The organism is Viridibacillus sp. FSL H8-0110, assembly GCF_038003565.1.
Classification (GTDB): Bacteria; Bacillota; Bacilli; order Bacillales_A; family Planococcaceae; genus Viridibacillus; species Viridibacillus arenosi.
On sequence record NZ_JBBOPJ010000001.1, the window covers coordinates 1,501,418 to 1,525,116 of the forward strand.

The window sequence follows — 23,699 nt, forward strand, 5'->3', positions numbered from 1 at the left end:
CTTATGGAAGAAACGATTAGTCTGCACGATATATTCAAAACTTTAAAGAAAAGACTTTTACTCATTATCACTACATTCGTATTAGCAATTTCGATTGCAGGGGGAGTTAGTTACTTCTTGTTAACACCGGTGTACGAAGCGTCTACACAAATTCTGATTAGTCAAAAGGAGATTGAGAATAAGCAATTTATCGCACAGGACGTCCAGACGAACCTCCAATTAATTAATACTTATAGTGTCATTATAAAAAGTCCTGTTATTCTTTCAAAAGTAGTTGATAATCTTAACCTGAATACAAGGTTAGAGGTACTCAATAACAATATTAACGTTAGTAGTGAGCAAGACTCGCAAGTTATTAATATCAGTGTTCAAGATCCTGATTTGCAAAAAGCAGTCGAAATAGCAAATATGACTGCAGAAGTATTTCAGAAAGACATCCCTACACTTATGAATGTAGATAACGTTAAAATACTCTCACCTGCAGTTGATGAAAAAAATGTTAAACCGATTCGACCTAACCCAATTCTTAATATGGCTATTGCAGCTCTTATTGGATTAATGATTGGAGTAGGAATAGCATTTCTTATTGAATACTTAGATAAAACTATCAAAACAGAGCAGGATGTTAGTGAATTATTAGAGTTACAGATACTTGGTCTCATTAGCCCAATTTCCCAAAAGAAATTCAAAAAATCAAAAAAAAATAACAAGAAAAGAGGGGAGTTGGATGTTTAAAAAGAAGCGGAAGGAACTTCGAAGAAAACTTGTAACTAGTACTGACCCAAGATCAATCGTTTCAGAGCAATTTAGAATGATCCGAGAGAATATCAAATTTTCCATGAAGGACAAGCAACTAAATACATTGCTTTTCACTTCAGCTGCAAAAGGTGAGGGTAAGTCAACAATCGCAGCAAATACTGCTATTGCATTTGCACAAGAGGGTAAGAAGGTACTTCTTGTAGATGCAGATTTGAGAAAACCTACTATACATCATACGTTTAATAAGCTACTCTCTCCGGGATTTACCAACTTGCTAATGATTCAATGGAAGATTCAAGATGTGGTTAAAGAATCTGGCATTAAGGGGTTAGATATAATCACTTGCGGACCAATTCCCTCGAATCCTGCTGAACTCCTTGGATCTAATTCGATGGACGGTTTTATTAGAGAGGCGAAAGATAAATATGACATTGTAATCTTCGATGCCCCACCAGTTCTTTCAGTAGCAGACGCACAAATTTTATCTGAAAAGTGTGATGGTACGATTCTAGTGATCAGTTCGGGGACAACAGAGAAAAGATTTGCTATAAAAGCTAAGGAAGTTCTTCAAGCATCCAAAGCAAACATGGTTGGAACAGTTCTTAACAATTTTAAACTTGAAAAGAATCATTATTATTACCAGTATTATTAGGGAATAGAGTAGATAACTTAGTGCGGATTTTCAAATTGAGTAATGGAAGGAGAAGATGATGAAACGAAGAGTTTTACATATTCTAAGCTCTGATGGACTTGCTGGTGCTGAAAATGTAGCCATCTGTATTATAAATAATTTATCTGAATTCTCCGAATCTGTTTACTCTTCACCAATGGGGAGTATTGAAAAAATACTGGATAGTAGAGGGATAACTTATTTACCTATGAATAAGTTATCAATTATGCAAATAAGAAAAGTAATGAAAAAATGGAAGCCTGATATAATCCATGCACATGATTTCACTGCGACGCTTTTAAGTTTAGTAGCAACCTTTAATACGCCTGTAGTATCACATATTCATCAATTTCCAGAATGGTTGAAAAGCGTAAATAAATTATCAATTCTATTTTTCTTAGCATGTATAAAAATCAAAAAAATAATAGTAGTTACACCTGCAATTAAAGAATCTACATTTTTGTCTCGAATATATAATGAAAAATCAATTGTCATAAAAAATATTGTAGATGTAAATTGGATAGCAGAAAAAGCTTCTCTACCTACTGAGAAAAGTTATGACGTAGCATTTGTAGGAAGATTGGAAGATGTGAAGGATCCAATTCGATTTATTAATATTATCTCAGAATTAGTTAAAGAGTTCCCGATCGTTTCTGTAGTTATTATGGGGGAAGGAAGGCTAGAAGGACAATGTAGAGATTTAATAAAAAAATTAGATTTAGAGAAGAATATTGATCTAATAGGATTTATGAATAATCCATATCCTGTATTACAAAACTCTAAAATTCTAGTAATGACATCTAAATCTGAAGGATTACCAATGGTCGCGATTGAAGCGTTGTCTATGGGCAAGCCTATAGTAGTTCCTAACCTTGAAGGAATAGAGAGCATTGTTAATAGTAATTGTGGAGTTATTTGCAATGAAGATCAAGAATTTATTACTGCGATATTGAAACTTTTACTATCAGAGAAAGAATATGAAGAGATGTCTTTAAGTGCTTCTAAAAAAGCGGAAGAAATGTTTAATATGGCAGACTATAAGAATCAGTTGCAGCAGGTGTATAGTAGTGTCCTTTGAACATCAAAAAGAAAATGCTACCCATACCTTTAAAAAAACTGGTCCATTCTTCCGTCGAAGTTTAGGGTATTTAGACTTATATATCATCGGATTTTGTATTCTAAGTGATAAGTTATTAAATATTAATTTACTGGTTTATTGCTTAGGTATTTATTTGGCTTTCCGTATATTATTCATATCACCAGACCATGCATTTGCAGTATTAATCTCGTTAGTACCAAACTTAGCGGTAATGTTTATCCCAATTCCAGGTTTATCTGTGCCAATAATAAATGTCTTAATTGGTATTGCTCTTTTTAAAGTATTGATTTCAAATTTTAAGAAGCCCATTAATAAGAGTTATCTTTTTATTATTGGATTGTTTATTGCTTATGAATGGAGTCATATTTTTTATTATGATATCAAATCGATTATTTTGCTATTTAGTTGGAGTTTTGCAATTTTATATGTTTCTTTATATTTCTTTTATTCTCTGAAGTCATATAATCATAAAGTTGTAATTATATATTCTATCGCGGGTGTATTGATTTCTATATTCTATGGGACGTTAGATTTTTTTGAGAATTACGGAACTCTGATGTCGAATAATGCGACTATTAGATTTAAAGGAGGAGCTGGAGATCCAAATTATTTTTCAATGTATGTAATGATTTCGTTGTTTCTACTTTTATATCTCGTAAAACGTGAGACAAATAAGTTTTATAAATTCCTTTATCCATTGTTATTTGTCTTTTTAGTTGCGTTCGGTGTACTCAGCTTATCGAGAATGTTTTTATTAGTTATTTCACTGTTATTAGTGTTACTACTTATTAAGATTATTTTTAGATTGAAAAAAAATAAAAAGATATTGTTTTTTATTATGTCGGTAATTGGTTTTCTTGTTTTGTTTTCTATTTTCTTTATTTCGGAATTTACATCCATCTTAAATTTACTACTTTCAAGATTTACAGATTTTATTGATGATCCATCTGCTCTTACTAGTAATAGAAATGTACTAGCTGAACAATATATTGAATTATTAATGTCGGATACAAAAGACATGATTTTCGGAATGGGAATTCAAGATTATCACCTCAGATCAGGCATTCAACTTCAAGCGCATAATATCATTTTAGAACTTCTTGTAGTATGGGGATTAGTAGGATTTTTAGTTTTTATCTTGTTTATAGCAACATTTTTGAAATTTAGCAATGTTAGCAGATTTAATGTGAAAAACGATTTTATTAGTTGGCTACCTATTATTTGTATGGGGATCAGTTATTTGTCTCTAAATGCAATGTCTAACGAAAGTTTTTTCCTGTTACTACTTTTCGCTATAAAAAACCTTCAGGAATTTGATTCACTGGAGCACGATTTGATGATGAACGAGTATGGATAATAATAAATATAGCATGGCAACATAAATAAAAAGAAAAGAAGGACAAATCATAGAAACTATAAAAAAAACAGCTGTTCTTTTGATGGTCATTACAATTCTATCAAAAGTTACCGGATTTCTACGGGATATCACACTATCCTACTTTTATGGTGCTACTTCAACGAGTGATGCATATATTATTTCCATTACGATTACATCTGTATTATTTAGTCTTATTATTTCAGGGATATCCACTGCATATATTCCTATGTTTAAACAAATCGAACATAGTGAAGGGCAGCGATCTGCGACATACTTTACAAATAACCTCATCAACATTGTATTGATAGTTACAACTGCGGTCATAGTAATTGGTCTTCTTTTTTCTGACGTGTTGGTGAAATTATTTGCTTTAGGATTTGATGGAGAAACATTAAGAATTGCTGTTCTTTTTACTCGAATAGGTTTAGTAGGCATATATTTTACTAGTGTAACTCAGATTTTCAGTGGTTATCTACAGTTGTATGGAAAATTCACAGTACCAGCTATGGTTGGGCTGCCTTTTAATTTTATTATTATCATTTCAATTATAGTAAGTACTCAAACGAATATTATTGCATTAGCGATTGGCAGTGTTCTAGCTGCGTTTATTCAACTAATATTCTTATTCCCCTCATTAAAGAAGACAAATTATAGATACGTTCCAATTGTGCAGTTCAACGACGAGAAAATAAAGAAAATGGCAGTTATTGTTTTCCCTATTATGATAGGAATATCTATTGACCAAATCAACTTGATGGTTGATAAAACTCTTGCTTCTACTTTAGTGGAGGGGGGAGTTTCTGCTTTGACATATGCTAGTCGATTAAATGATTTTGTACAAGGTATATTTGTTCTGTCATTCGTGACTGTCATGTTTCCACTCATCTCAAAAATGGCTGTACAAAAAAATAAAGAAGACTTCAAACAATCAATTAGTGAGGTTATTTCGGTTGTCATTTTGATCGTAGTTCCTGCTAGTGTCGGAATAATGATTTTGGCAGAGCCTATTATAAGGTTACTTTTTGGACATGGACATTTTGACGAACGTGCAATAGAAATGACAACTCATGCACTCTTCTTCTATTCAATAGGTATGATAGGGTATGGTATCCGCGAAATTTTAAATCGCACTTTTTATTCTCTACAGGATACAAAAACCCCTATGTACAATGCTTCTATGGCCGTTATATTGAACATTATATTAAGTATTATTTTATCTTACTTTATGGGAATCAGTGGGATCGCTTTAGCTACGAGTATTTCTGCACTTTTCTGCTCAACATTGTTAGTTATCAAGCTTCGAAAAAAAATTGGAGCGTTCGGTTTGAAAGGGAATTTCATCACCTTTATGAAAGTAACATTTGCTTCCAGTGTAATGGGTGGGGGAGTATATATTTTTAACAACTATATACTAACAGATTGGAATGTTTTTTTGAAAATGAGTGTAGTCATCCTGATAGGTAGCAGTATCTATTTCCTATTAATTACACTATTAAAGGTGAAAGAGTCAAAACTACTTGTAAATTTCCTTGTGGATAAAATTCGTCCAAAACAAACCTAACCCGAATGGAGGATAATTTGGAGCTCATTCAGATTACTACGTATATGGACTTGGGAAGATATGAGAAAGAATGGTCTGCTATTTTAGAAGAAAATGATAATACGAATCCATTTATCGAATTTGAATTTGTTTATAATTGGTGGAGATTTTTAGGGAAGGAAGAAAAAGTAGAAATATATGCAGTAAAAGAAAATAATCGCACGATTGCATTTTTTCCATTTCAATCAGAAAAAACTTGGTATGGATATATTCTTCGTTTTTTAGCACTTGGAGATGCGAATTATATGGATATTATTGCAAGGGAAAGAGATATAGACCGAGTCATCATGTTTGTATTTGATGCTTTAATAAAGAAGAAAAAGAGCGTAGTTTTTTATCTACACGGATTATTAGAAAGTGTAGAAACACATAGTAAACTTTCGAATTATTTGAAAGCTAGAAATATGAAGGAACGATATTCTCGTATTGTCACTCCTTATATTGATTTGGATAATATTTCGTATGAAGAGTACATGAAACCTCGTCATAAGTTGCATGGATTAGATCGAAGGGAAAAAAGGTTGAGGGCACTTGGTGATGTTCAACTACAAATTTCACCTGCGACGGAGATCAATCAAGTATTTAAGGTGCATCAAAAGCGATGGGAAAAGAAAAATGATACGAGTGGGTTTTCTAGTAATCGAAAACAAGCTTTCTTTAAATACTTAGCTGAACAGAATGATGGGAAGTTGAGTGTACGCTTATCTACATTAACATTACAAAATGAAATGGTTGCTTTTACGTATGGTTTTGCATGTAGAGGAAGGTATTTGGGATATGTATTAGGACATGATTCAGATTTTGATGTATACGGTCCTGGTAGAATTTTAGTAAAAGAGAAGATTAAACGAAACATGGACGATGGATTTCATAAACTCGATATGAGCATCGGATATGAACCATATAAGCTGGAATGGAATACAAATTTTGATTATACGAGAAAAACAGTTTTCTCTACAAATACGTTTAGGGCTAGTATGTTTCGGAATTTTCTTTGGCTAAAAGAAAAAGCGTTTTCTAAGATTAGAAAACACTATTCTGTTGTTATTTTTCGACGAAACACAATTGGTAAGTTGAAATATTACCTTCGAAATAAAGAGAAATTTCGTTTCTGGAAAGATATTTGGAAGAATAGACTGCAACCTTTTGTATATGAGCAAAAACAATATTTAATAGCAAAGTTGACAGTTAACGAAATGAGATTAAACAGTCATTTTGAACAAATAACGCCTGAAATGGCACTTTCAATGAAGGATGATAGAAAAGAAATACTTCAAAAAATATATAATGGATATAAAGGTTATTACTCAACTGACGTCAATAAAGTATTTTGGGTAAATGAAAATGTCATTAGACTAGACGATATTGAAGTCGTTGAAAACTTAAAGAAAAAAAGCATTTATATTAGAGATTGGGAGAATGAAAACTTAAAGCAAATTCTTTCATTTGTTCAGGCTAAATATCGTCCAAAGTACATTTTTGTACATGTAAATAAGCGTGATAAAAAAAGTATTCAATTACTCCAATCAAATGAATTTGATATCACTGAAAGGCTTTCTTACTCAAGAGTTTTAGGGAAGAGAAAAGTGAAAAAAGAAGTAGAAATTTAAAAGAGAAGGTGCCTTTTATTATTCTATTAGAGAGAAAGTTTTTTAATATAAAAATGCACAGTTATTATTTTTTGAATGAGATCGTTTCAACTGGAAAGTTAACAGATATAGAAGGGTTTACACATTCTTTAGTCCCTAAAAAGCAACTACAGCAGTTTGAAACACTTTATATCGATTTAACTAAAAGTGAACAAGAATTATTTGAGAACTTGCATCGAACAAATAGAAAGCAGATAAAAAAAGCAGAGGGTTACCATTTTCAAATAGAAGTGCTAGAAGAACCGTCAATAATGGATATTAAAGCATTTCAGAAGTTTTATAATCTTTTTTCAGCATTTGTAAACACATACTCATGTAATTCCTTTCATGTAAATACGATGAATAAGCTAAAAGACAAGAATGCACTTGTAATCACGAAAGTTTTGAATGAAGCAAATGAAGTGCTTTGTTATCGAGTATATATTTCGGATGATAATATAGCTTTTTGTTTATATTCTGCCTCTCATTTTCGGATGAAAGAAAAAACTGAAGAAAAAAGATTATTAAGTGAAGCAAATAGATATTTGATTTGGAGAAATATATTATATTTTAAATCAAGAAACCACACAATTTTTGATATGGGTGGACTTACAAAGAATCCAAATATTCGTAGTTTCAAAATGGAATTCGGTGGAGAAATAGCTCATGTTTATTCTGGCTATGAAGCAAATTCAAAAATCGGTCAATTCATACTTTGGTTACGTGCAAAAAAAATCAAGAAAGGATGAAGAGCTGGGGGCACTTATAATTTCATTAGATTTTGAGCTGAATTGGGGAGTACATGATGTTTTTACTATTGAAAATTACGGGGAAAATATTTTAGGTGCACGATTAGCAATACCTAAAATTCTTCAGTTATTTCAGAAGTATGATATTCATGCTACTTGGGCTATTGTTGGAATGCTTTATTGTAAAGATAAACAGGAACTCTTAAGTTTCTTGGAAAGTATAGAAATTCCATATGAAAATGAAACTTTATCAGCTAAATATAACCTTTCGAATGTAGGTGCAAATGAACAAGAGGATTTATATCATTATGGAGATTCACTAATTAATATGATTAAAAAAATTCCAAACCAAGAGATTGGAACGCATACTTTCAGTCATTATTATTGTCTTGAAAAGGGGCAGCGAATCGAACATTTTGAAAAGGATTTGCAGGCAATGGTTGAATTGAATGAAGGAGTTACATCGTTAGTATTTCCGAGAAATCAAGTTAATTTAGATTATTTACAGCTATGTGATGAATATGGCATAACTGCTTATCGAGGAAATGAAAATAGCTGGATTTACGGCCCGTACATTAAAGAAATGAATACCACTATAAAGCGAATGCTCCGATTAGCTGATCATTATATAAATATTACAGGTCATAATAGCTACAAGTTAGAGAAAGTAAGCACTCACCCGATTATCAATGTACCATCTAGCCGGTTTTTAAGACCATATAGCAGTAAATTGAGAATATTAGAGAGACTTCGTTTACAACGCATTAAACACAGCTTAACGGAAGCTGCTAAAAATAATGAGTATTATCATTTATGGTGGCATCCACATAATTTCGGCAAGAACACGGAAAAAAATCTTCAGTTTCTTGAGGAAATATTACAGCATGTAGAATATTTAAAGGGAAAATATAAATTTCAAAGCATGCATATGAGAGATGTGGTTGGTTTGATCAATTTGAATAAGACAAATTAAAAGTCCGGAGAGAACAGGTAGTTTCTCATCGGACTTTGTTTTATTTATAGTCAACTTTACCTTATGCATAACCTCATTTTTTATATTTAAGTAATGATACTTCGGTGAAAATATGTAGAATAACTTTAAATCTAGTAAGTTGAAATGTAGCTATTAACGCATACTCTGATAATCTATTTTCATAAAATAAAAGGATTTAGGAAATTTAGCCGAGAAGGGAGATAGCGATATGTATAAAAAAATTGTCTTTAAAATTGTTGGTTTGGAATTGCTTTTAATATTCTTCTATACGGTAAATGGCGCCTTTGTAACAATTAAAGAACCTACTAGTCCATATTTACAATTTGTTATGCTGGTTCCATTAGCAATCATTCTCTTCCTATATATTGCTTTCAAAAAGAAATGGCGTCAATACTTCTTTGTGAAGGTTCATCTTAATAAAGAAAGTCTGTTGCTATACGCACCACTTATTCTCGTATTATGTATCATTCTATTTAGCACCAACGGCTTAAATTTTGTATCTGTACCTAACTTATTTGCTATGTTTATCATGCAGTTACTAATCGTCGCTTTTATCGAGGAAACGGTCTTTAGAGGAATGATGCTGCGAATAATATCTGCAAAGGGTACTTTTACAGCTGTTTGGATTTCGAGCATACTGTTCGGAGTGACACACTCATTGCAGTTAATAGGTGGACAATCAGTTGAAGATACGATTATTCAAATTTTATATGCACTTGTTGTAGGATTAGTGCTAGCATTGCTTGTAATGGATGGGCAGTCGATTATCATTACGATATTGTTCCACGGCTTGAATAACTTTTTCAACTTTATGGGAAATATCGAAAGCTCGATCACATCAGCATATATCATCTTTTTCGTATTATTAGTATATTCAATTTTCCTGTGGAAACGAGTAAAGAACAAGGAAAAACATAGTCTTCATTCTCTTTAGGATATTTATCCAAATAACTAAAAAGCCAAGACTACAATTTGTAGCTCTTGGCTTTTTATTTGAAGCGATTTATAATAACGATGGTCATCAATATCAAAAAAATAATGACAGCTGAGATTGGGGAAAATAGCTTGTTCGCTAACGTGTTGATTGCAGTGGACTGCTGCTCATGCTTCATAACTGCCTTCAAGAACTGGTCATCCTTTATTTGGACAGCAATTGCTTGCTCCGTACTAATACCTTTAATAGAGAAGTACTTAGTTCCATTTTTATAAGTATTCGAAAAGTTTCCGCCAAGTTGCTCCATATCTGAATAACTTGTAACTTGACCAATTTCTTTGTCTATTTCAGTGACAAGTTCATCAATTACTTCATAAACGTAGCCATCCCAAGTAACGAGTGAATACACCCAATCAGTAGCAGAGGAATGATTAGGTAAGGTCATAAAACAAATGAAAATCAAGAGAGCAATAATCTGTTTTAATGTCAAAAAAATTCCTCCTCCAAGGGTTTTTCGTAGTTTAACATAATATAATATGAAAATTAGAGCAAAATGAAGAAAACTTGGTTATATTTTAAATAAGAATAAAAGAGAAAAGGGGCTTTAAAATGGGAAGATCCAAAGAATTAGTAATGCGGGAAATTCCACAATCTGAAATTGGTCAGTCGATTGAATTATTAAACTATGTGTTTCAAATTTCCTTATCTATTAATAAGGATCGATTATTCGTAAATGCCAAAAGTAAACAGTTCGATGAGGGATTAGCTCTTGGTTGGTTTGATCGAGAGCAACTTGTCGCCCAAATATTAAATTTACCGTTTCAAGTGAATATTCATGGGACCATTTATGATATGAGTGGCATGACAGCGGTGGGTACTTATCCTGAATATTCAAGCCATGGTTTGATGCATACACTTATGGTTGAGAGTATGAAAAGGATGCGTCAAGAAGGGCGCTATATAGCCTATCTATTCCCGTATTCAATTCCTTATTATCGCAAAAAGGGATTTGAAATTATGAGCGACATCCTAGAGTATCAAGTGAAAGATACACAACTACCCTTTTATAGAAATATTCCCGGACAAGTAAGACGTATGAAGGATGACTTTTCAGATCTTCGTGATGTATACAACAGGTATGCTCATAATACGCATGGTGCGATGAAACGAAATGCAATAGCTTGGAATGAGAAATTCCAAGAATCGTATTGGGAAGAGAAATTTGAAGGTAGCGATACGAAATTGCAAGCTGCCGTGTATTATGATGATGACGGTTTAGCGCTTGGCTATATGTTCTACCGCATTATGGAAGAGGATTTTTATATTGATGAGCTTGTATATTTGAAGGAAGTTGCTCGTAAAGCATTATGGAACTTTGTACATGCCCATCGTTCGATGATTTACCATGTGTATGGTAAAACTTCTGGCAATGATGCGATAGCTTTCTTAATGGAGGATAGTGAAATCAAACAAAATGTTTCCCCGTACTTCATGGCAAGAATTATTGATGTCCAAAAGTTTCTTGAGCGGTTCCCTTTTGCAAGAACGAACTTCCACATTCGGTTAGCTTTAACGGACACTCTCCTAGAATGGAATCATGGAACCTTTGAAATTACTGTTCAATCAGGAGAAGTAACAGTTGAAAAGGTAAGTAATGAAATTGAGTCAAATACTGTACAAATGACGATTCAAACGTTTGTCACAATGTTCCTAGGATATAAGCGTCCAACGTATTTGCATAGTATAGAAAGGTTAAAAGGTGATACTGCATCTGTTGCTTTACTTGAAGCGATCTTGCCAAATGAGGTACCAAGTTTTATCGATTATTTCTAGTGAATTAGAATAGACAATATGAGCGGAATTCTGTATATTAAATATAACTAAAAACGAAAGGGTGACCCAATTACATGAAGTACTAATCCTATTTTTTCGAAAGCTAAGAATGAATCGTATTTTAAATCAGATGAAATACTCTGTTTTTTCAAGATGCCTTCATTCCAGTGTTTTCAGAATAGGATTGTCATTCATGTGTTGGACAAAAAAGAGACGTCTCTTTTTGCTGTGCACCCATGCCTCCTATTCTGATTGTAGATAGGGGGCATTTTTTTGCCCCGATACATGAGGGGAGAGATTTTTTATGATGTTATTAGAAGCAAATGGACTGCAGTATTCAATTAGAAATAGAGAAGTTTTTAATATAGAGAAGTTGCAAATCAATGACCATGACCGCATTGGTTTAATCGGGAAAAATGGCTCTGGAAAAACGACATTGCTTGAAGTTTTAGCGGCATTGAAAGAACCAGAGAGTGGACATGTGAAAACTTACAGTCCGCTAGAACTTGTACCGCAGTTAAAGGAATCGACATCCTACAAGAGTGGTGGGGAAGTCACAAAGGCGTATATACAAGGTGCATTAGCAAAGAGTGCCCGTCTATTAATAACTGATGAACCGACAACTCATTTAGACACGCATCATGTGGAATGGCTTGAAGGAGAATTATTAAAAAGAGGTGGCGCGTTACTAATCGTATCCCATGACCGTGCATTTCTAGATGCAGTATGTACGAAAATTTGGGAGCTCGAAGACGGCGGATTAAAAGAATATAGAGGGAATTATTCCGACTATACTGAGCAAAAGAAAATTGAAAAAAAACAGCAAGAAGCATCCTACGAAAAATATACAACTAGGAAAAATCAGTTAGAGGAAGCCTTAGTTTTGAAAGAAAAGAAAGCAGCGAGAGCAGCAAAAGTACCGAAATCAGTGAGTAAATTGGAAGCATCCAAAACAAAACCTTATTTTGCAAAAAAACAAAAGAAATTACAAAAAACAGCGAAAGCAATTGAAACGAGATTAGAGCAATTAGAAAAAGTGGAGAAAGTAAAAAATCCAGTAGCGATTAAAATGGATTTACCAAACGCTGAAACAGTGAAAGGCAAAATTATTATACGCATAGAAGATGTTGAAGGTCGTGTAGGAGAGCGTTTTCTTTGGCAAAAAAGCAGTTTTCAAATACGCGGAGGAGATAAAATCGCTATTACTGGGAATAACGGTAGTGGAAAAACGACTTTGCTAAAAAAGATCGTTGAATATGAAAAAGGTATTACCATTTCACCAGCAGTGAAAGTCGGTTATTTTAGTCAAAACTTGAACGTGTTAAATGTTGAAAAAACTATTTTAGAAAATGTTAGAGAACTATCGATACAAGATGAGACATTTATTAGAACCGTACTTGCAAGACTCCATTTTTATCGAGATGATGTATATAAAAAAGTCGGAGTACTCAGTGGCGGTGAGCGTGTGAAAGTAGCGCTTGCTAAAATTTTCGTTAGCGATGTAAATACGTTGATATTAGATGAACCGACGAATTTTCTTGATATAGATGCAGTCGAAGCATTTGAATCGCTCCTAAAAGAATACGAAGGAACAATCATCTTCGTATCTCATGATCGACGTTTTGTAGAAAATATTGCTACTCGGCAGTTAAAAATTGAAAAGGGAAAACTTCAATTATTTGAAGGAACGTTAAAAGAAAGAGTGCAAACAAAGAAAAAGAAAGCACCTGATAACAAGGAAAATGAGTTATTAATTTTAAATTTAAAGATATCTGAAGTGTTAGGACGACTTAGTATAGAACCTACAAAGGAACTTGAAAGTGAATTTCAACGATTAATAGAAGAAAAACGTAAATTATAATAGTAAAACCTCAAAAAGGGTGAAAGACTTCTTTTTTGAGGTTTTATTTATACTTTCTATTTAAGGTTGATTTTGGAACTTGAAAATCTATAAGTTCAACAAAAAATGCTAACAGAGATGAATGAGCGCATTATGAATATAGAAAAATTGTTAAAAGAGGTTAAATAAATAAAAACTGGACATACTAATATTGAAAGAACTTAAGATGATTTAAAAATATTCCAAGAAGTTTTCAAATTAGGCGTCATAAAATAGAAGGGCAAGATCGTCATTTTGAACAAATTTAAATATTAGGAAATAATTTATAAAATAGTCATTATTTAATATATTTTCAAAATAATTTAAAATATTGAAATTGAATGAAAAGCCCTATTTGACAATGTTTGTGAGCTATTTGAGAGGAAAAATGTATTGTGGAATTCAGTTCTTTTGTTTTTTATTCGTTACAACACTTGCATATCTCGGAAATGCATGGTATTATGAAGTTAGTTATTTTTGTTCGGTGCAAAGGGCAGTATAAGTTTGACTTGTCGTCTGGACCATCACTTTGGACAAGGATAGTAATACAATGTGTGGATATCACACTAGGAGGCAACAATAATGGAACAAGGTACAGTAAAATGGTTTAACGCAGAAAAAGGATTTGGATTTATCGAACGCGAAAACGGAGATGACGTATTCGTACACTTCTCAGCAATCCAAAGTGAAGGATTCAAATCTTTAGACGAAGGTCAAAAAGTTACTTTTGACGTTGAGCAAGGCGCACGTGGCGCTCAAGCTGCTAACGTTCAAAAAGCTTAATTTGAACTAGCTGTAGAAAAAACCGATTCTCTTTTGAGAGTCGGTTTTTTTATTGTCTTTTTTATTTTCCATAGTGTGGCGAACAATGGTGCATTTACTAGATAGCACATAAACTCATATTGCGATGATGAGAGTATGTCAAATTGCTTCAACACGTTTACGTATAATACTGTGGGGAAAAGTGAAACATATGATTAGCGCAATATAGTGAAGCTTCATATTCTTTAACTTCTGCAATTGAACTATTTCAACTTCAAATTGAAGAAAACTTAATTATGAAGGTGTTGAAAAAAAGTGAAGGAATTTTACGCAGATTTACATATTCATATTGGTCGTACCAAAAGTGGTAGACCTGTAAAAATTACAGGAAGCAAAAGGTTAACTTTAAGACGTATTTTAGAAGCGGCGAGTGAACGAAAGGGTATTGATCTAATAGGTATTATAGATTGTCATTCGCCAGAGGTCATTGAAGAAATTGAAGAGATGATACAAGATGGAGAGATGGTGGAAATTGCTGATGGAGGGTTATTGTTCGGAAACTCTACCTTGATACTTGGTTCAGAAATTGAAATATACGATGAGCACTGCCACGGACCAATTCATGTCCTTGCTTATTTTCCAACTATTGAAATCATGAAAATTTTTTCGATGTGGATGAGTGGCTATGTGAAGAATATCAATTTAAGTTCTCAACGTGTTTATTGTGATGGTATTACACTTCAAAAGAAAGTGCGTTCACTTGGAGGTTTATTTATTCCTGCTCATGTGTTTACTCCTTTTAAAAGCCTATACGGTAAAGGTGTATTATTTAGTTTAAGTGAGGTGTTTGATCCATCTATGATAGACGGAATTGAGCTTGGTTTAAGCTCAGATACGTATATGGTGAGAGGTATAAAAGAGTTAGAGCAATATACCTTTTTAACGAATTCAGATGCCCATTCTGTCGGTAAAATTGCAAGAGAATATCAAAAAATGAGACTTGATCATGCAAGCTTTACTGAATTACAAAAAGCCCTTCAAGAAAAAGACGGGCGAGCTATTGTCGCTAATTATGGTTTAAACCCTTTGCTTGGAAAATACCATCAAACGGTTTGTGGTGGCTGTTCTGCAAAAGTAGATGAGGGTTTATCTGAATGCCCTGTATGTCACAAACATAATATCATTAAAGGTGTTGCCACTAGAGTTAAGGAGCTATCTGAAAGTGAAGAGAGTAAGCGACCTAGACCGCCATATATTCATCAAATTCCACTAGATTTCATACCAGGACTCGGACCAAAATCACTAGATCGTTTACTTCTTGCAGTTGGGACAGAAATGAATATTTTGCATAAAGCAACTTATCAAGAGTTAACGGCAGTAGTACCAGAAAAATTAGTTCGTTATATTGATCAATCCCGAAAAGGTGAGTTATTAATAGAAGTTGGTGGTGGAGGTAAGTATGGCAAGGTACAAAAAGAAGAGTCTTAATAGTTTTCAGTGTGAAAAGCTTTCGGCGAATGGATCAGTCATTTGCAGAAAGCTTTTTTGTTTATTTATTAATGTTACTTTGACTGATGAGATATTGATATTCTTCATCAATTAGTGCAATGTCCAAACGCTCAAACAAGGGCTCTACATATTGAATGAATGTCGGTAATTCTACTAATTCATGCCATGAGATATCAGTAATTCCAAGCATGTCGCGTATTTTCTTTGTTGAGAACGGAATAAAGGGTTCTAGTAATTGTGATAAATTCGCAATGATGTAGATGCATGTAGCAAGTGTATTTGCACAACCAACTTCATCATCTTTTACTTGTAACCAGGGTTGTTGTTCGTCAAAGTATTTATTAGCCGATCGGATGTAAGAGAAAATTTCTTCAAGTGGTGCTTTGAAATGCCCTTGTTCAATCGCGATAGCTACTTCATCATAGAGTTTTTGCGTTTGAAGTTTAATTGAAGCATTCAGTATGCCTTTAGGAATTTGTTTATTGAATGATTTTTCGATAAATTTTAATGTCCTGTTAACGAAATTTCCGTATGCACCTAGAAGCTCGCTATTATGACTATAAATAAATTCGCGCCAAGAAAAATCTGTGTCGCGATTTTCTGGTGCATTGATCGTCAAGAAATATCGAATTGTATCTACATCGTATTTTTCAATAATATAGGGTACCCATACTGCCCAGTTTAAACTAGTAGAGAGTTTCCGTTTCTCAAGTGTTAAGTATTCATTTGAAACAATATGTGTAGGGAGGGCAGGGCTATTTAATCCCATTAAAATAGCTGGCCAAATGATTGTATGAAAAGGGATATTATCTTTCCCGTGAATGTAATAAGAAATTGTGTCGTTACTCCAGAAATCTTGAACGTTTTTCTGATGTTGTTTTGCCCATTCTAAAGTAGCGGTGTAATACCCTGATACAGCTTCAATCCAAACATATATTTTCTTTCCGTCAAAACCGTCTATTGGTACATCAATTCCGTTTGGTAAATCTCTCGTAACGGCTCTATCGGGTACGCCCTCTGCTAAGTATCGTTCGGATAAGTCGATTGCATTTTGGCGCCATGCTTTTTGTTCCTTTGCATTTTGCACATATTGTTCTAAAGAATTTTGCATCTTACTGAATGCAAAGTAAAAATGCTCCGTTTCTTTCACGATGGGTTGATTGCCACAAATTTTACATCTTCGATCAATTAAATCCAGTGGATCTAATATTGTTGAGCAATAATCACATTGATCCCCTCGTGCCTTGCTACCGCATACTGGACAGATTCCTTCGACAAAACGGTCCGGCAAAAACTGTTTGTCATGTTCACAATACGTTTGTTCAATTGTTTTTTTATATAAAAAGCCATTATCTAGTAGCTTCAAGAAGATATTCTTAACGCTTTGATGGTGGTGTTCAGCATCTGTACGCGTATATAAATCGTAAGTAAAACCCAGCTTTTTAAAACAGGCTGTAAATTCTTCATGATATCGATCTGCAATTTCCTTTACAGTAACACCTTCTTGATTTGCTCTGATAGAAATAGGCGTACCGTTACAGTCGCTACCTGATACATAAAGAACGCTCTCTTTCTTTAATCGATAATATCTAGCTGAAATATCTCCTGGTAATAATGCAGCAATATGTCCCAAATGTAATGATCCGTTTGCATAAGGCCAAGCTCCGCCAATAACAATACTCATTTTAAAAAAATCCCTCCTAAAATAAAAAAACTCGCCCCAATCAAATTAAATTGATCAGGACGAGATTATATACCCGTGTTACCACCTTCGTTTGCAAATAGCTTACACCATTTGCCTTCATCAGTACGCCAATTAGGGATACTGTTGCTGTTATAACGAGTGCCTTTCTCGTCGTAGCCTACTAAAAAAATCGTTCGGTACGAAGCTCAGAGGTCATTTTTAAATAGTTAAGTTCACTTCATTTCCACCGACAGAAGCTCTCTTGACAACTTAAGTTATTTTACTTTTCCTCATCAACGCGTGTTTCTATATGTTGAAAAGAAGTATAAAACACTATTAATGGAAAAGCAAGTATATTTCGAATAAAAAATCAGCGGTTGAATGAGTTTGCATTAAATACTATGTTATAATTATCTAATTTACAAAATTGGAGGAAGACGATGCAAGCTGTTAAAAGAATTCTACAGTTTTTAAAACCGTATAAATGGTTGGCCATTTTAGGGCCGTTATTGATGGTAGTCGAAGTAACGATGGACTTAATCCAACCAACTATTATGCAACATATTATTGATACAGGTATTGCTAATCAGGATCATACATATGTAGTGAAAATGGGCATTCTAATGATTGTCAGTGCATTAGTCGGACTTATTGGTGGAGTAGGGTGTTCCATCTTTAGTGCTAAGACGGCTGTCCATTTTGCAACGGATATTCGGAAGGATTTATTTGATACAATTTCTTATTTTTCGAGTAGTAATAGAGACGAGTTTGGAACCGGTAAGCTCATTACAATAATGACGAGCGATGTAGAGGCTTTACAACGTGCGTTAATGATGACTTTGAAAATTTTTGTACGTGGTCCTTTATTATTTGTCGGGAGTATTGTCATAGTATTTATGACTGCTAGACAGCTATTTCCAGTACTACTCATAGTAGTTCCAGTCTTGATCATCTGTATCTACTTTTTCACGAAATTATCAGGTACTATGTTTGGTAAAGTACAGCTAGCGATAGATGCAGTGAATACAAAATTGCAGGAAAATTTAGCTGGAATTCGCGTGATTAAAGCATTTAATCGAAAACGCCATCAAATTGAACAGTTTACGGATGTTAATGATCAATTAACAAAACGAACAATTACTGCGGACCAAGTCGTAGCGGTTTTGATGCCTTTAACAATGTTTGTCATTAATATGGGGATTATTGCTGCACTTTGGTTTGGAGCAATTAAGGTGGATAATGGCACGCTGCAAGTAGGTGTTATTTTAGCATTTATAAATTATTTAACGATTATTATGAATGGTCTAATTTCTAGTAGTATGGTGTTAATGCAAATTGCCCGCGCTTTTCCCTCTGCAAATCGAGTGCATAAAATACTTGCAACATCAATTGACATTCAAAATACAGAAAAACCTATCCAACTAGAAGAAGTAAGAGGTGCTGTTACTTTTCGAAATGTCAGCTTTAGCTATAGTAAAAATGGCGAGCAAGTGTTGAAAAACATTTCATTTACTGCGCATCCAGGAGATTTCATAGGCATTATTGGAACAACGGGCAGCGGGAAGTCAACGCTTGTTAAAATGATTCCTAGACTTTTTGATGTGGATCAAGGACAAATCTTCATAGATGATATACCGCTTAAGCATTATGATTTAGAAATGCTTAGAGAAAACATCGGATTTACACCACAAAAGGCAACGCTGTTTTCGGGGTCAATAAAAGAAAATTTACAATATGGAAATCAAAAAAGTTTAGAAAAAGATATGTATAAAGCACTTGATGCTGCTAGTGCTACGGAATTTGTTGAGAAATTAAAAGATGATTTACAGCACAATTTAACACAAGGTGCAACAAACTTATCAGGTGGACAAAGACAGCGTCTAGCTTTAGCAAGAGCTTTTATCAGAAAGCCATCCATCCTTATCCTAGATGATACTACTTCTGCAGTAGATAGTATTTCAGAAAAAAATATACAACAGGCAATTGCAACAGATTATCAAAACACGACAACCTTTATCGTGGCTTCCAAAATATCCTCCATTATCAATGCCAATAAAATTTTAGTAATGGAAGACGGAGCAATTGTTGGTATGGGAACTCATGAAGAATTGCTTGAAAATAATAAAGTCTATCAAGAAATCTATGATACCCAAGTGGAAAAAGGAGGGGTATTAAGTGAATAAAGAACAGACTAATCAACCCCGTAATGGATTAGAACGTGGACCACATTTTCGTGGGCCAGTTGTGAAACCGAAAAACCAAAAACAAACGTTAAAGCGAATTTGGGATTATGTAAAACAGCAAAGATTGCAACTCATAGGAGCCATTTTCCTCGTTATATTAACAACGGTTTTAAGTTTAGCGGGACCGCTTCTAATTGGTGTAATCGTAGATGATTATATTATTACAAAAGATTTAAGTGGCACGACCAAAATGTTATTTATTTTGGCGGGTGTATATGTATTAACGTCAATTTTCACTTGGCTTCAAACATATGTCATGATCAATGCAGCGTTAAAAACGATTCAAAAGTTAAGATTAGATCTATTTGAAAAGTTGCATTCACTTTCACTACGTTTCTTTGACAAAAGGTCACAAGGGGATTTAATGAGTCGTGTAACAAATGATATTGATAACTTAAATGTTGCGTTGAGCCAAAGTGTCGTTCAAATTGTTTCATCAATACTAACGTTGATTGGCACGAGCATTGCAATGTTCATACTAAGCTGGCAGTTAGCGATTGTCACTTTAACCATTATTCCGCTAATTGTATTTGTATCGAAACAAATTATTAAAAAGAGTAGTGTGAACTATTCTGAAAGACAGCGTGATTTAGGGGCATTAAACGGGTATATAGAAGAGACTATAACTGGCTCTGAAGTAATTACTCTGTTTGGTCAAGAAAAAATGACGACTACACATTTTGCAAAGGTCAATGAAAGTTTGAGAACATCCGCTATGAAAGCTGAAATTACTTCGGGCTTTCTTGGCCCCATTAATAACTTTATGAACAATCTTGGTTTAGGGTTAGTGATTGGGACAGGGGCACTGATGGCGGTAAGTGGTCATACATCAATCGGCGTCATTGCGGCATTTGTAACGTATACACGTCAATTTTTCCGACCAATTAATCAGCTATCTAATTTGTTGAATACTTTTCAATCTGCCATTGCAGGAGCAGAGCGTGTGTTTGAGATAATGGATGAAAAACCAGAACGAACTGATGGACAAAATGCAATTGTAAAGGAACAGCTTAAAGGGGATGTTTCATTCCGCGATGTTACTTTTTCGTATGATACAGGTAAACCAGTCTTAAAGAATATTTCATTTCAAGCAAAAGCAGGTGAAACAATTGCGCTTGTGGGTCCTACAGGGTCAGGGAAGACAACGATTATTAATTTACTAACAAGATTTTATGATATTGATCAAGGTGAAATATTACTAGATAACGAAGATATTCGTTCTTATAAAATAGCCAATGTCCGTGAAAAGGTTGGCGTTGTATTGCAAGATACGTATTTGTTTTCTGGAACAATTATGGATAATATCCGCTATGGTCGACTTGAGGCATCAGACGATGAAGTCATTCAAGCTGCGAAGGTGGCATATGCTCATTCGTTTATAAAATATTTACCAGATCAATATCAAACGGAGATTAAGTCAGGTGGAGTGAATTTAAGTCAAGGACAGCGCCAACTGCTGGCAATTGCAAGAGCCATTTTAGAAGATGCGGATATTCTTATTCTTGATGAGGCCACTTCTAGTGTAGATACACGTACGGAGGTGCAGATTCAAAAAGGCCTAAAACATTTAATGACTGGTCGAACGAGTTTTGTCATAGCACACCGTTTAAAAACGATAGAAAATGCCGATAAAATACTTGTTATTAGAGACGGAGAAATAATAGAGCGTGGCAATCATAAAGAACTCATAGAGCAACAAGGATTTTATTCTGAATTACAAAGGAAATTAGATATTCTACCAATATCATCTTAAATTGAAAAAGGTGATAGTTATTATTACCTATCATCTTATTCATTTGATATATCATTTAAAGAGATTTGAGTTTTTTGGTAAAAATATATCTGAAAATAATATTTAAATAAAATATATACTATTATAGGTTTTATTTCTTTGTTCAATAGTCTTGGTTATAGCGGTGTGTGGACGATGTTTTGCCCTATTTTTTCATTGGTTTTACTTTCTTTAATTATTAAAATATTGTTTTACTGTATAATTAGAACTATTAGAAATGGGGTTTGGTTAATATGGATAAGGACCTAAGAAAAATACATCATCTAGAAGATACACCGCTTATTCGTTGGAACAAAAATGAACCTAATGAGTTTTTACAACAATTCGTTACTAAGCTAAAAAGTTTGAATATGATTCTTTCAACAAATACATATGTTAAAGGTACAAATAAAGTACTGACACGAATTATTGAAGATGCTCAAAATCAGACTATGATTTTACTTATAGGCATGACTGGCGCAGGGAAAACAAGTTTAGTAAATGCACTGCTTAAAAGAACCGTTCTATCAACGAAATTGGCGAAAGCAACAGCGATAAATACCATTATTCGATACGGTCAAACAGAAGAAGTGAAGGCTTATTTTCTTGATGGACAAGTAGCTAGTTTTGATCTTGATAAAGTGGAACTATTTACAACATCGGACACTTTTAGTGCTGAAATCTTACGTGAAAACTTGGACTATATTGAAGTCTATGTTAATAATGAACTACTAAAGAAAGTTACATTTATCGATACAACACCGCTAGAGCCGAGTGGTGATGAGTCAGTGTATGTAAAGGAATCGATATTAAACCGCGCGGATGATTTGTATTGGATTTTTAACTGTAATTCAAAACCAACACAAGGTGAATTGAAGCTACTCGGAAAATTTCATGAACGTAATGTAAAACCATTAGCAATTATTAATGCAATTGATATTCATGAAACAGCTTATGAACAATTCATAGCTGAACAAAATAAATTGCTATCGCCTTATTTCCGTAAAATAATGGGGATCTCTGTTAGAAATGCCGAGGTAGCTGTGGCAACCGGTGATGATGATAAGTGGAACCAAAGTAAGTTTGAATTCTTATTAGAGGAAATTGAGAATTCCCATGCTAACCAATCAGACCGTGTATACCTCATCATGGAACGCTTTATTAAATGGCTTAAGAGGTTCCAAACTGAGATGGAACTAATACCACAAAGAGAGCCTTATATAACAGCTTATAATCTATTAATCCAGTATCAAATAGGGAAACAAAAAGCATCTGAAAGAACAGAAATTGAAAATCAAAAGCTCATCACATATGAAAAGGAATATCATAAGGCAAGCGTGGTTTTTAAAGATGTGCAAACGTTGTATCAATTGCTACAAGTAATATCGAATAATAAGCATTTTAAAACCTATGACGTCATGGTCTTTGTTGAGTATTCAAAAGATTATTTGAAGGCTGTAAGGGAATACCGTACAATGCTTCAATCGTACAAAAACGAGTCTAATAGAAACGATGGAAAACAGCGTCATTCAACAGGGAAGGGCCTGTTAAAAACAATGTTTGTTAACGAGCAACAAAGTATAAAGCAGAGTAAATCAAACGAACCTTCGGAAGTTTTACAAGCAACACTTGAGCAACAATACAAGAAAGTTCTCGCGTTAGAAATGCAATTATTTAACGAATATCCAGCGGTATTGAAGAATTTAAATGATATCGCTCACGATCAAATAGAGCGAATTATTAATCGAGTTAGTCTGATTAGCACTGAGCGAATGAAAAAGAAACAACAGTTAATCAACGCAATTAGACAGCTGAATGGATTTAATAATATTTTGGAGGCAAAAGACTTTGTCGAAACATTTGTGGAGCAGCTTATTGATCAAAAGGATCTCGTTGTGACAAAAAAGGAAAAATTGTCACTGAGTGAAACATTAGTAAAGATTAAAAGTATTAAATTATCACATGAAACGTTAATTGCAAGTACACATATCGATGAACAAGATGACGAAATCTCAAAAATGCAAAAAAGATTATATGAAAAATATCATTTACTGCCACTTCGATTGACAATAGATGATATGAAATCAGAAATTGAAAAACCGCCTATTTATAGCGGTATTAGCGATTAAGTAAGGATACTTACCCCGGTAACAGGGTGTAAGTATCTTTTTTTGTAGTAACGATAATTCCAATATGTTACAATAAAG

General features: G+C 33.7%; 18 protein-coding genes and 1 other annotated feature. Of the genes, 16 read left to right on the forward strand and 2 right to left on the reverse strand.

Annotated features, from left to right (window positions below):
- Window positions 1–3 precede the first annotated feature (3 nt).
- The 9 genes from MHH98_RS07400 (at window position 4) to MHH98_RS07440 (ending at window position 9,811) form a co-directional block, all read left to right on the forward strand.
- A complete protein-coding gene (locus tag MHH98_RS07400) occupies window positions 4–735 on the forward strand; it encodes a YveK family protein (protein WP_038184731.1) in 732 nt (243 codons plus the stop codon).
- On the forward strand, window positions 728–1,411 hold the full coding sequence (locus tag MHH98_RS07405) for a CpsD/CapB family tyrosine-protein kinase (protein ID WP_038184728.1): 684 nt from the start codon (window positions 728–730) through the stop codon (window positions 1,409–1,411). The genes MHH98_RS07400 and MHH98_RS07405 overlap by 8 nt, the downstream gene beginning before the upstream one ends.
- A gap of 58 nt (window positions 1,412–1,469) precedes the next feature.
- Window positions 1,470–2,507 carry a glycosyltransferase gene (locus tag MHH98_RS07410; protein WP_038184726.1) on the forward strand — a complete coding sequence of 346 codons (1,038 nt, stop codon included), beginning with the start codon at window positions 1,470–1,472 and terminating at the stop codon, window positions 2,505–2,507.
- Window positions 2,497–3,885 (forward strand): O-antigen ligase family protein, encoded by a 1,389-nt coding sequence (locus MHH98_RS07415; RefSeq protein ID WP_340710890.1) that lies wholly within the window; start codon window positions 2,497–2,499, stop codon window positions 3,883–3,885. The genes MHH98_RS07410 and MHH98_RS07415 overlap by 11 nt, the downstream gene beginning before the upstream one ends.
- Before the next feature lie 58 nt (window positions 3,886–3,943).
- Window positions 3,944–5,467: a murein biosynthesis integral membrane protein MurJ gene (murJ, locus tag MHH98_RS07420; protein WP_076034668.1), complete on the forward strand. Its 1,524-nt coding sequence runs from the start codon at window positions 3,944–3,946 to the stop codon at window positions 5,465–5,467.
- Between the two features lie 17 nt (window positions 5,468–5,484).
- Window positions 5,485–7,116, forward strand: a complete 1,632-nt coding sequence (locus MHH98_RS07425; RefSeq protein ID WP_038184716.1) for a GNAT family N-acetyltransferase — start codon at window positions 5,485–5,487, stop codon at window positions 7,114–7,116.
- Window positions 7,117–7,124: 8 nt separating this feature from the next.
- Entirely contained in the window at window positions 7,125–7,883 is a 759-nt protein-coding gene (locus MHH98_RS07430; protein WP_038184713.1) for a hypothetical protein, read from the forward strand.
- Window positions 7,801–8,856, forward strand: coding sequence for a polysaccharide deacetylase family protein (locus tag MHH98_RS07435; protein WP_235175728.1), 1,056 nt, complete (start codon window positions 7,801–7,803; stop codon window positions 8,854–8,856). Before MHH98_RS07430 ends, MHH98_RS07435 begins: the two co-directional genes overlap by 83 nt.
- A 229-nt stretch (window positions 8,857–9,085) precedes the next feature.
- Window positions 9,086–9,811, forward strand: a complete 726-nt coding sequence (locus MHH98_RS07440; protein ID WP_340710893.1) for a CPBP family intramembrane glutamic endopeptidase — start codon at window positions 9,086–9,088, stop codon at window positions 9,809–9,811.
- Between the two features lie 55 nt (window positions 9,812–9,866).
- Here the strand turns inward: MHH98_RS07440 and MHH98_RS07445 are convergent, their stop codons facing one another.
- A complete protein-coding gene (locus MHH98_RS07445; RefSeq protein WP_340710895.1) occupies window positions 9,867–10,301 on the reverse strand; it encodes a hypothetical protein in 435 nt (144 codons plus the stop codon).
- A 119-nt stretch (window positions 10,302–10,420) separates the two neighbouring features.
- Here MHH98_RS07445 and MHH98_RS07450 point away from each other — a divergent pair, with 119 nt between their 5' ends.
- The 4 genes from MHH98_RS07450 (at window position 10,421) to MHH98_RS07465 (ending at window position 15,773) form a co-directional block, all read left to right on the forward strand.
- Window positions 10,421–11,644, forward strand: a complete 1,224-nt coding sequence (locus MHH98_RS07450) for a GNAT family N-acetyltransferase (protein ID WP_340710897.1) — start codon at window positions 10,421–10,423, stop codon at window positions 11,642–11,644.
- Window positions 11,645–11,948: 304 nt separating this feature from the next.
- Window positions 11,949–13,505, forward strand: a complete 1,557-nt coding sequence (locus MHH98_RS07455; RefSeq protein WP_340710899.1) for a Vga family ABC-F type ribosomal protection protein — start codon at window positions 11,949–11,951, stop codon at window positions 13,503–13,505.
- Window positions 13,506–14,105: 600 nt separating this feature from the next.
- Entirely contained in the window at window positions 14,106–14,306 is a 201-nt protein-coding gene (cspC, locus tag MHH98_RS07460; protein WP_010331195.1) for a cold shock protein CspC, read from the forward strand.
- A gap of 294 nt (window positions 14,307–14,600) precedes the next feature.
- A complete protein-coding gene (locus MHH98_RS07465; RefSeq protein ID WP_038184699.1) occupies window positions 14,601–15,773 on the forward strand; it encodes an endonuclease Q family protein in 1,173 nt (390 codons plus the stop codon).
- Window positions 15,774–15,834: 61 nt separating this feature from the next.
- Here MHH98_RS07465 and metG read toward each other — a convergent pair whose 3' ends face one another.
- Complete coding sequence (gene metG / locus MHH98_RS07470; protein WP_038184696.1) at window positions 15,835–17,478, reverse strand: methionine--tRNA ligase; 1,644 nt, start codon at window positions 17,476–17,478, stop codon at window positions 15,835–15,837.
- Window positions 17,479–17,530: 52 nt separating this feature from the next.
- Window positions 17,531–17,784: a binding site (T-box leader), on the reverse strand.
- Between the two features lie 134 nt (window positions 17,785–17,918).
- Between metG and MHH98_RS07475 the strand changes: the two genes are divergently transcribed.
- The 3 genes from MHH98_RS07475 (at window position 17,919) to MHH98_RS07485 (ending at window position 23,621) form a co-directional block, all read left to right on the forward strand.
- A complete protein-coding gene (locus tag MHH98_RS07475) occupies window positions 17,919–19,661 on the forward strand; it encodes an ABC transporter ATP-binding protein (protein ID WP_076065781.1) in 1,743 nt (580 codons plus the stop codon).
- A gap of 61 nt (window positions 19,662–19,722) precedes the next feature.
- Entirely contained in the window at window positions 19,723–21,474 is a 1,752-nt protein-coding gene (locus tag MHH98_RS07480) for an ABC transporter ATP-binding protein (RefSeq protein WP_340713523.1), read from the forward strand.
- Window positions 21,475–21,746: 272 nt separating this feature from the next.
- Complete coding sequence (locus MHH98_RS07485) at window positions 21,747–23,621, forward strand: dynamin family protein (protein ID WP_340712382.1); 1,875 nt, start codon at window positions 21,747–21,749, stop codon at window positions 23,619–23,621.
- Window positions 23,622–23,699 lie beyond the last annotated feature (78 nt).

What these genes read in the sequence shown, in the direction of transcription:
- cspC (WP_010331195.1), top strand. Translation starts at nt 14,106, where the DNA reads ATGGAACAAGGTACAGTAAAATGGTTTAACGCAGAAAAAGGATTTGGA.
- MHH98_RS07435 (WP_235175728.1), top strand. Translation starts at nt 7,801, where the DNA reads ATGTTTATTCTGGCTATGAAGCAAATTCAAAAATCGGTCAATTCATAC.
- MHH98_RS07405 (WP_038184728.1), top strand. Translation starts at nt 728, where the DNA reads ATGTTTAAAAAGAAGCGGAAGGAACTTCGAAGAAAACTTGTAACTAGT.
- MHH98_RS07400 (WP_038184731.1), top strand. Translation starts at nt 4, where the DNA reads ATGGAAGAAACGATTAGTCTGCACGATATATTCAAAACTTTAAAGAAA.
- MHH98_RS07410 (WP_038184726.1), top strand. Translation starts at nt 1,470, where the DNA reads ATGAAACGAAGAGTTTTACATATTCTAAGCTCTGATGGACTTGCTGGT.
- MHH98_RS07450 (WP_340710897.1), top strand. Translation starts at nt 10,421, where the DNA reads ATGGGAAGATCCAAAGAATTAGTAATGCGGGAAATTCCACAATCTGAA.
- metG (WP_038184696.1), bottom strand. Translation starts at nt 17,478, where the DNA reads ATGAGTATTGTTATTGGCGGAGCTTGGCCTTATGCAAACGGATCATTA.
- MHH98_RS07475 (WP_076065781.1), top strand. Translation starts at nt 17,919, where the DNA reads ATGCAAGCTGTTAAAAGAATTCTACAGTTTTTAAAACCGTATAAATGG.
- MHH98_RS07485 (WP_340712382.1), top strand. Translation starts at nt 21,747, where the DNA reads ATGGATAAGGACCTAAGAAAAATACATCATCTAGAAGATACACCGCTT.
- MHH98_RS07440 (WP_340710893.1), top strand. Translation starts at nt 9,086, where the DNA reads ATGTATAAAAAAATTGTCTTTAAAATTGTTGGTTTGGAATTGCTTTTA.
- MHH98_RS07455 (WP_340710899.1), top strand. Translation starts at nt 11,949, where the DNA reads ATGATGTTATTAGAAGCAAATGGACTGCAGTATTCAATTAGAAATAGA.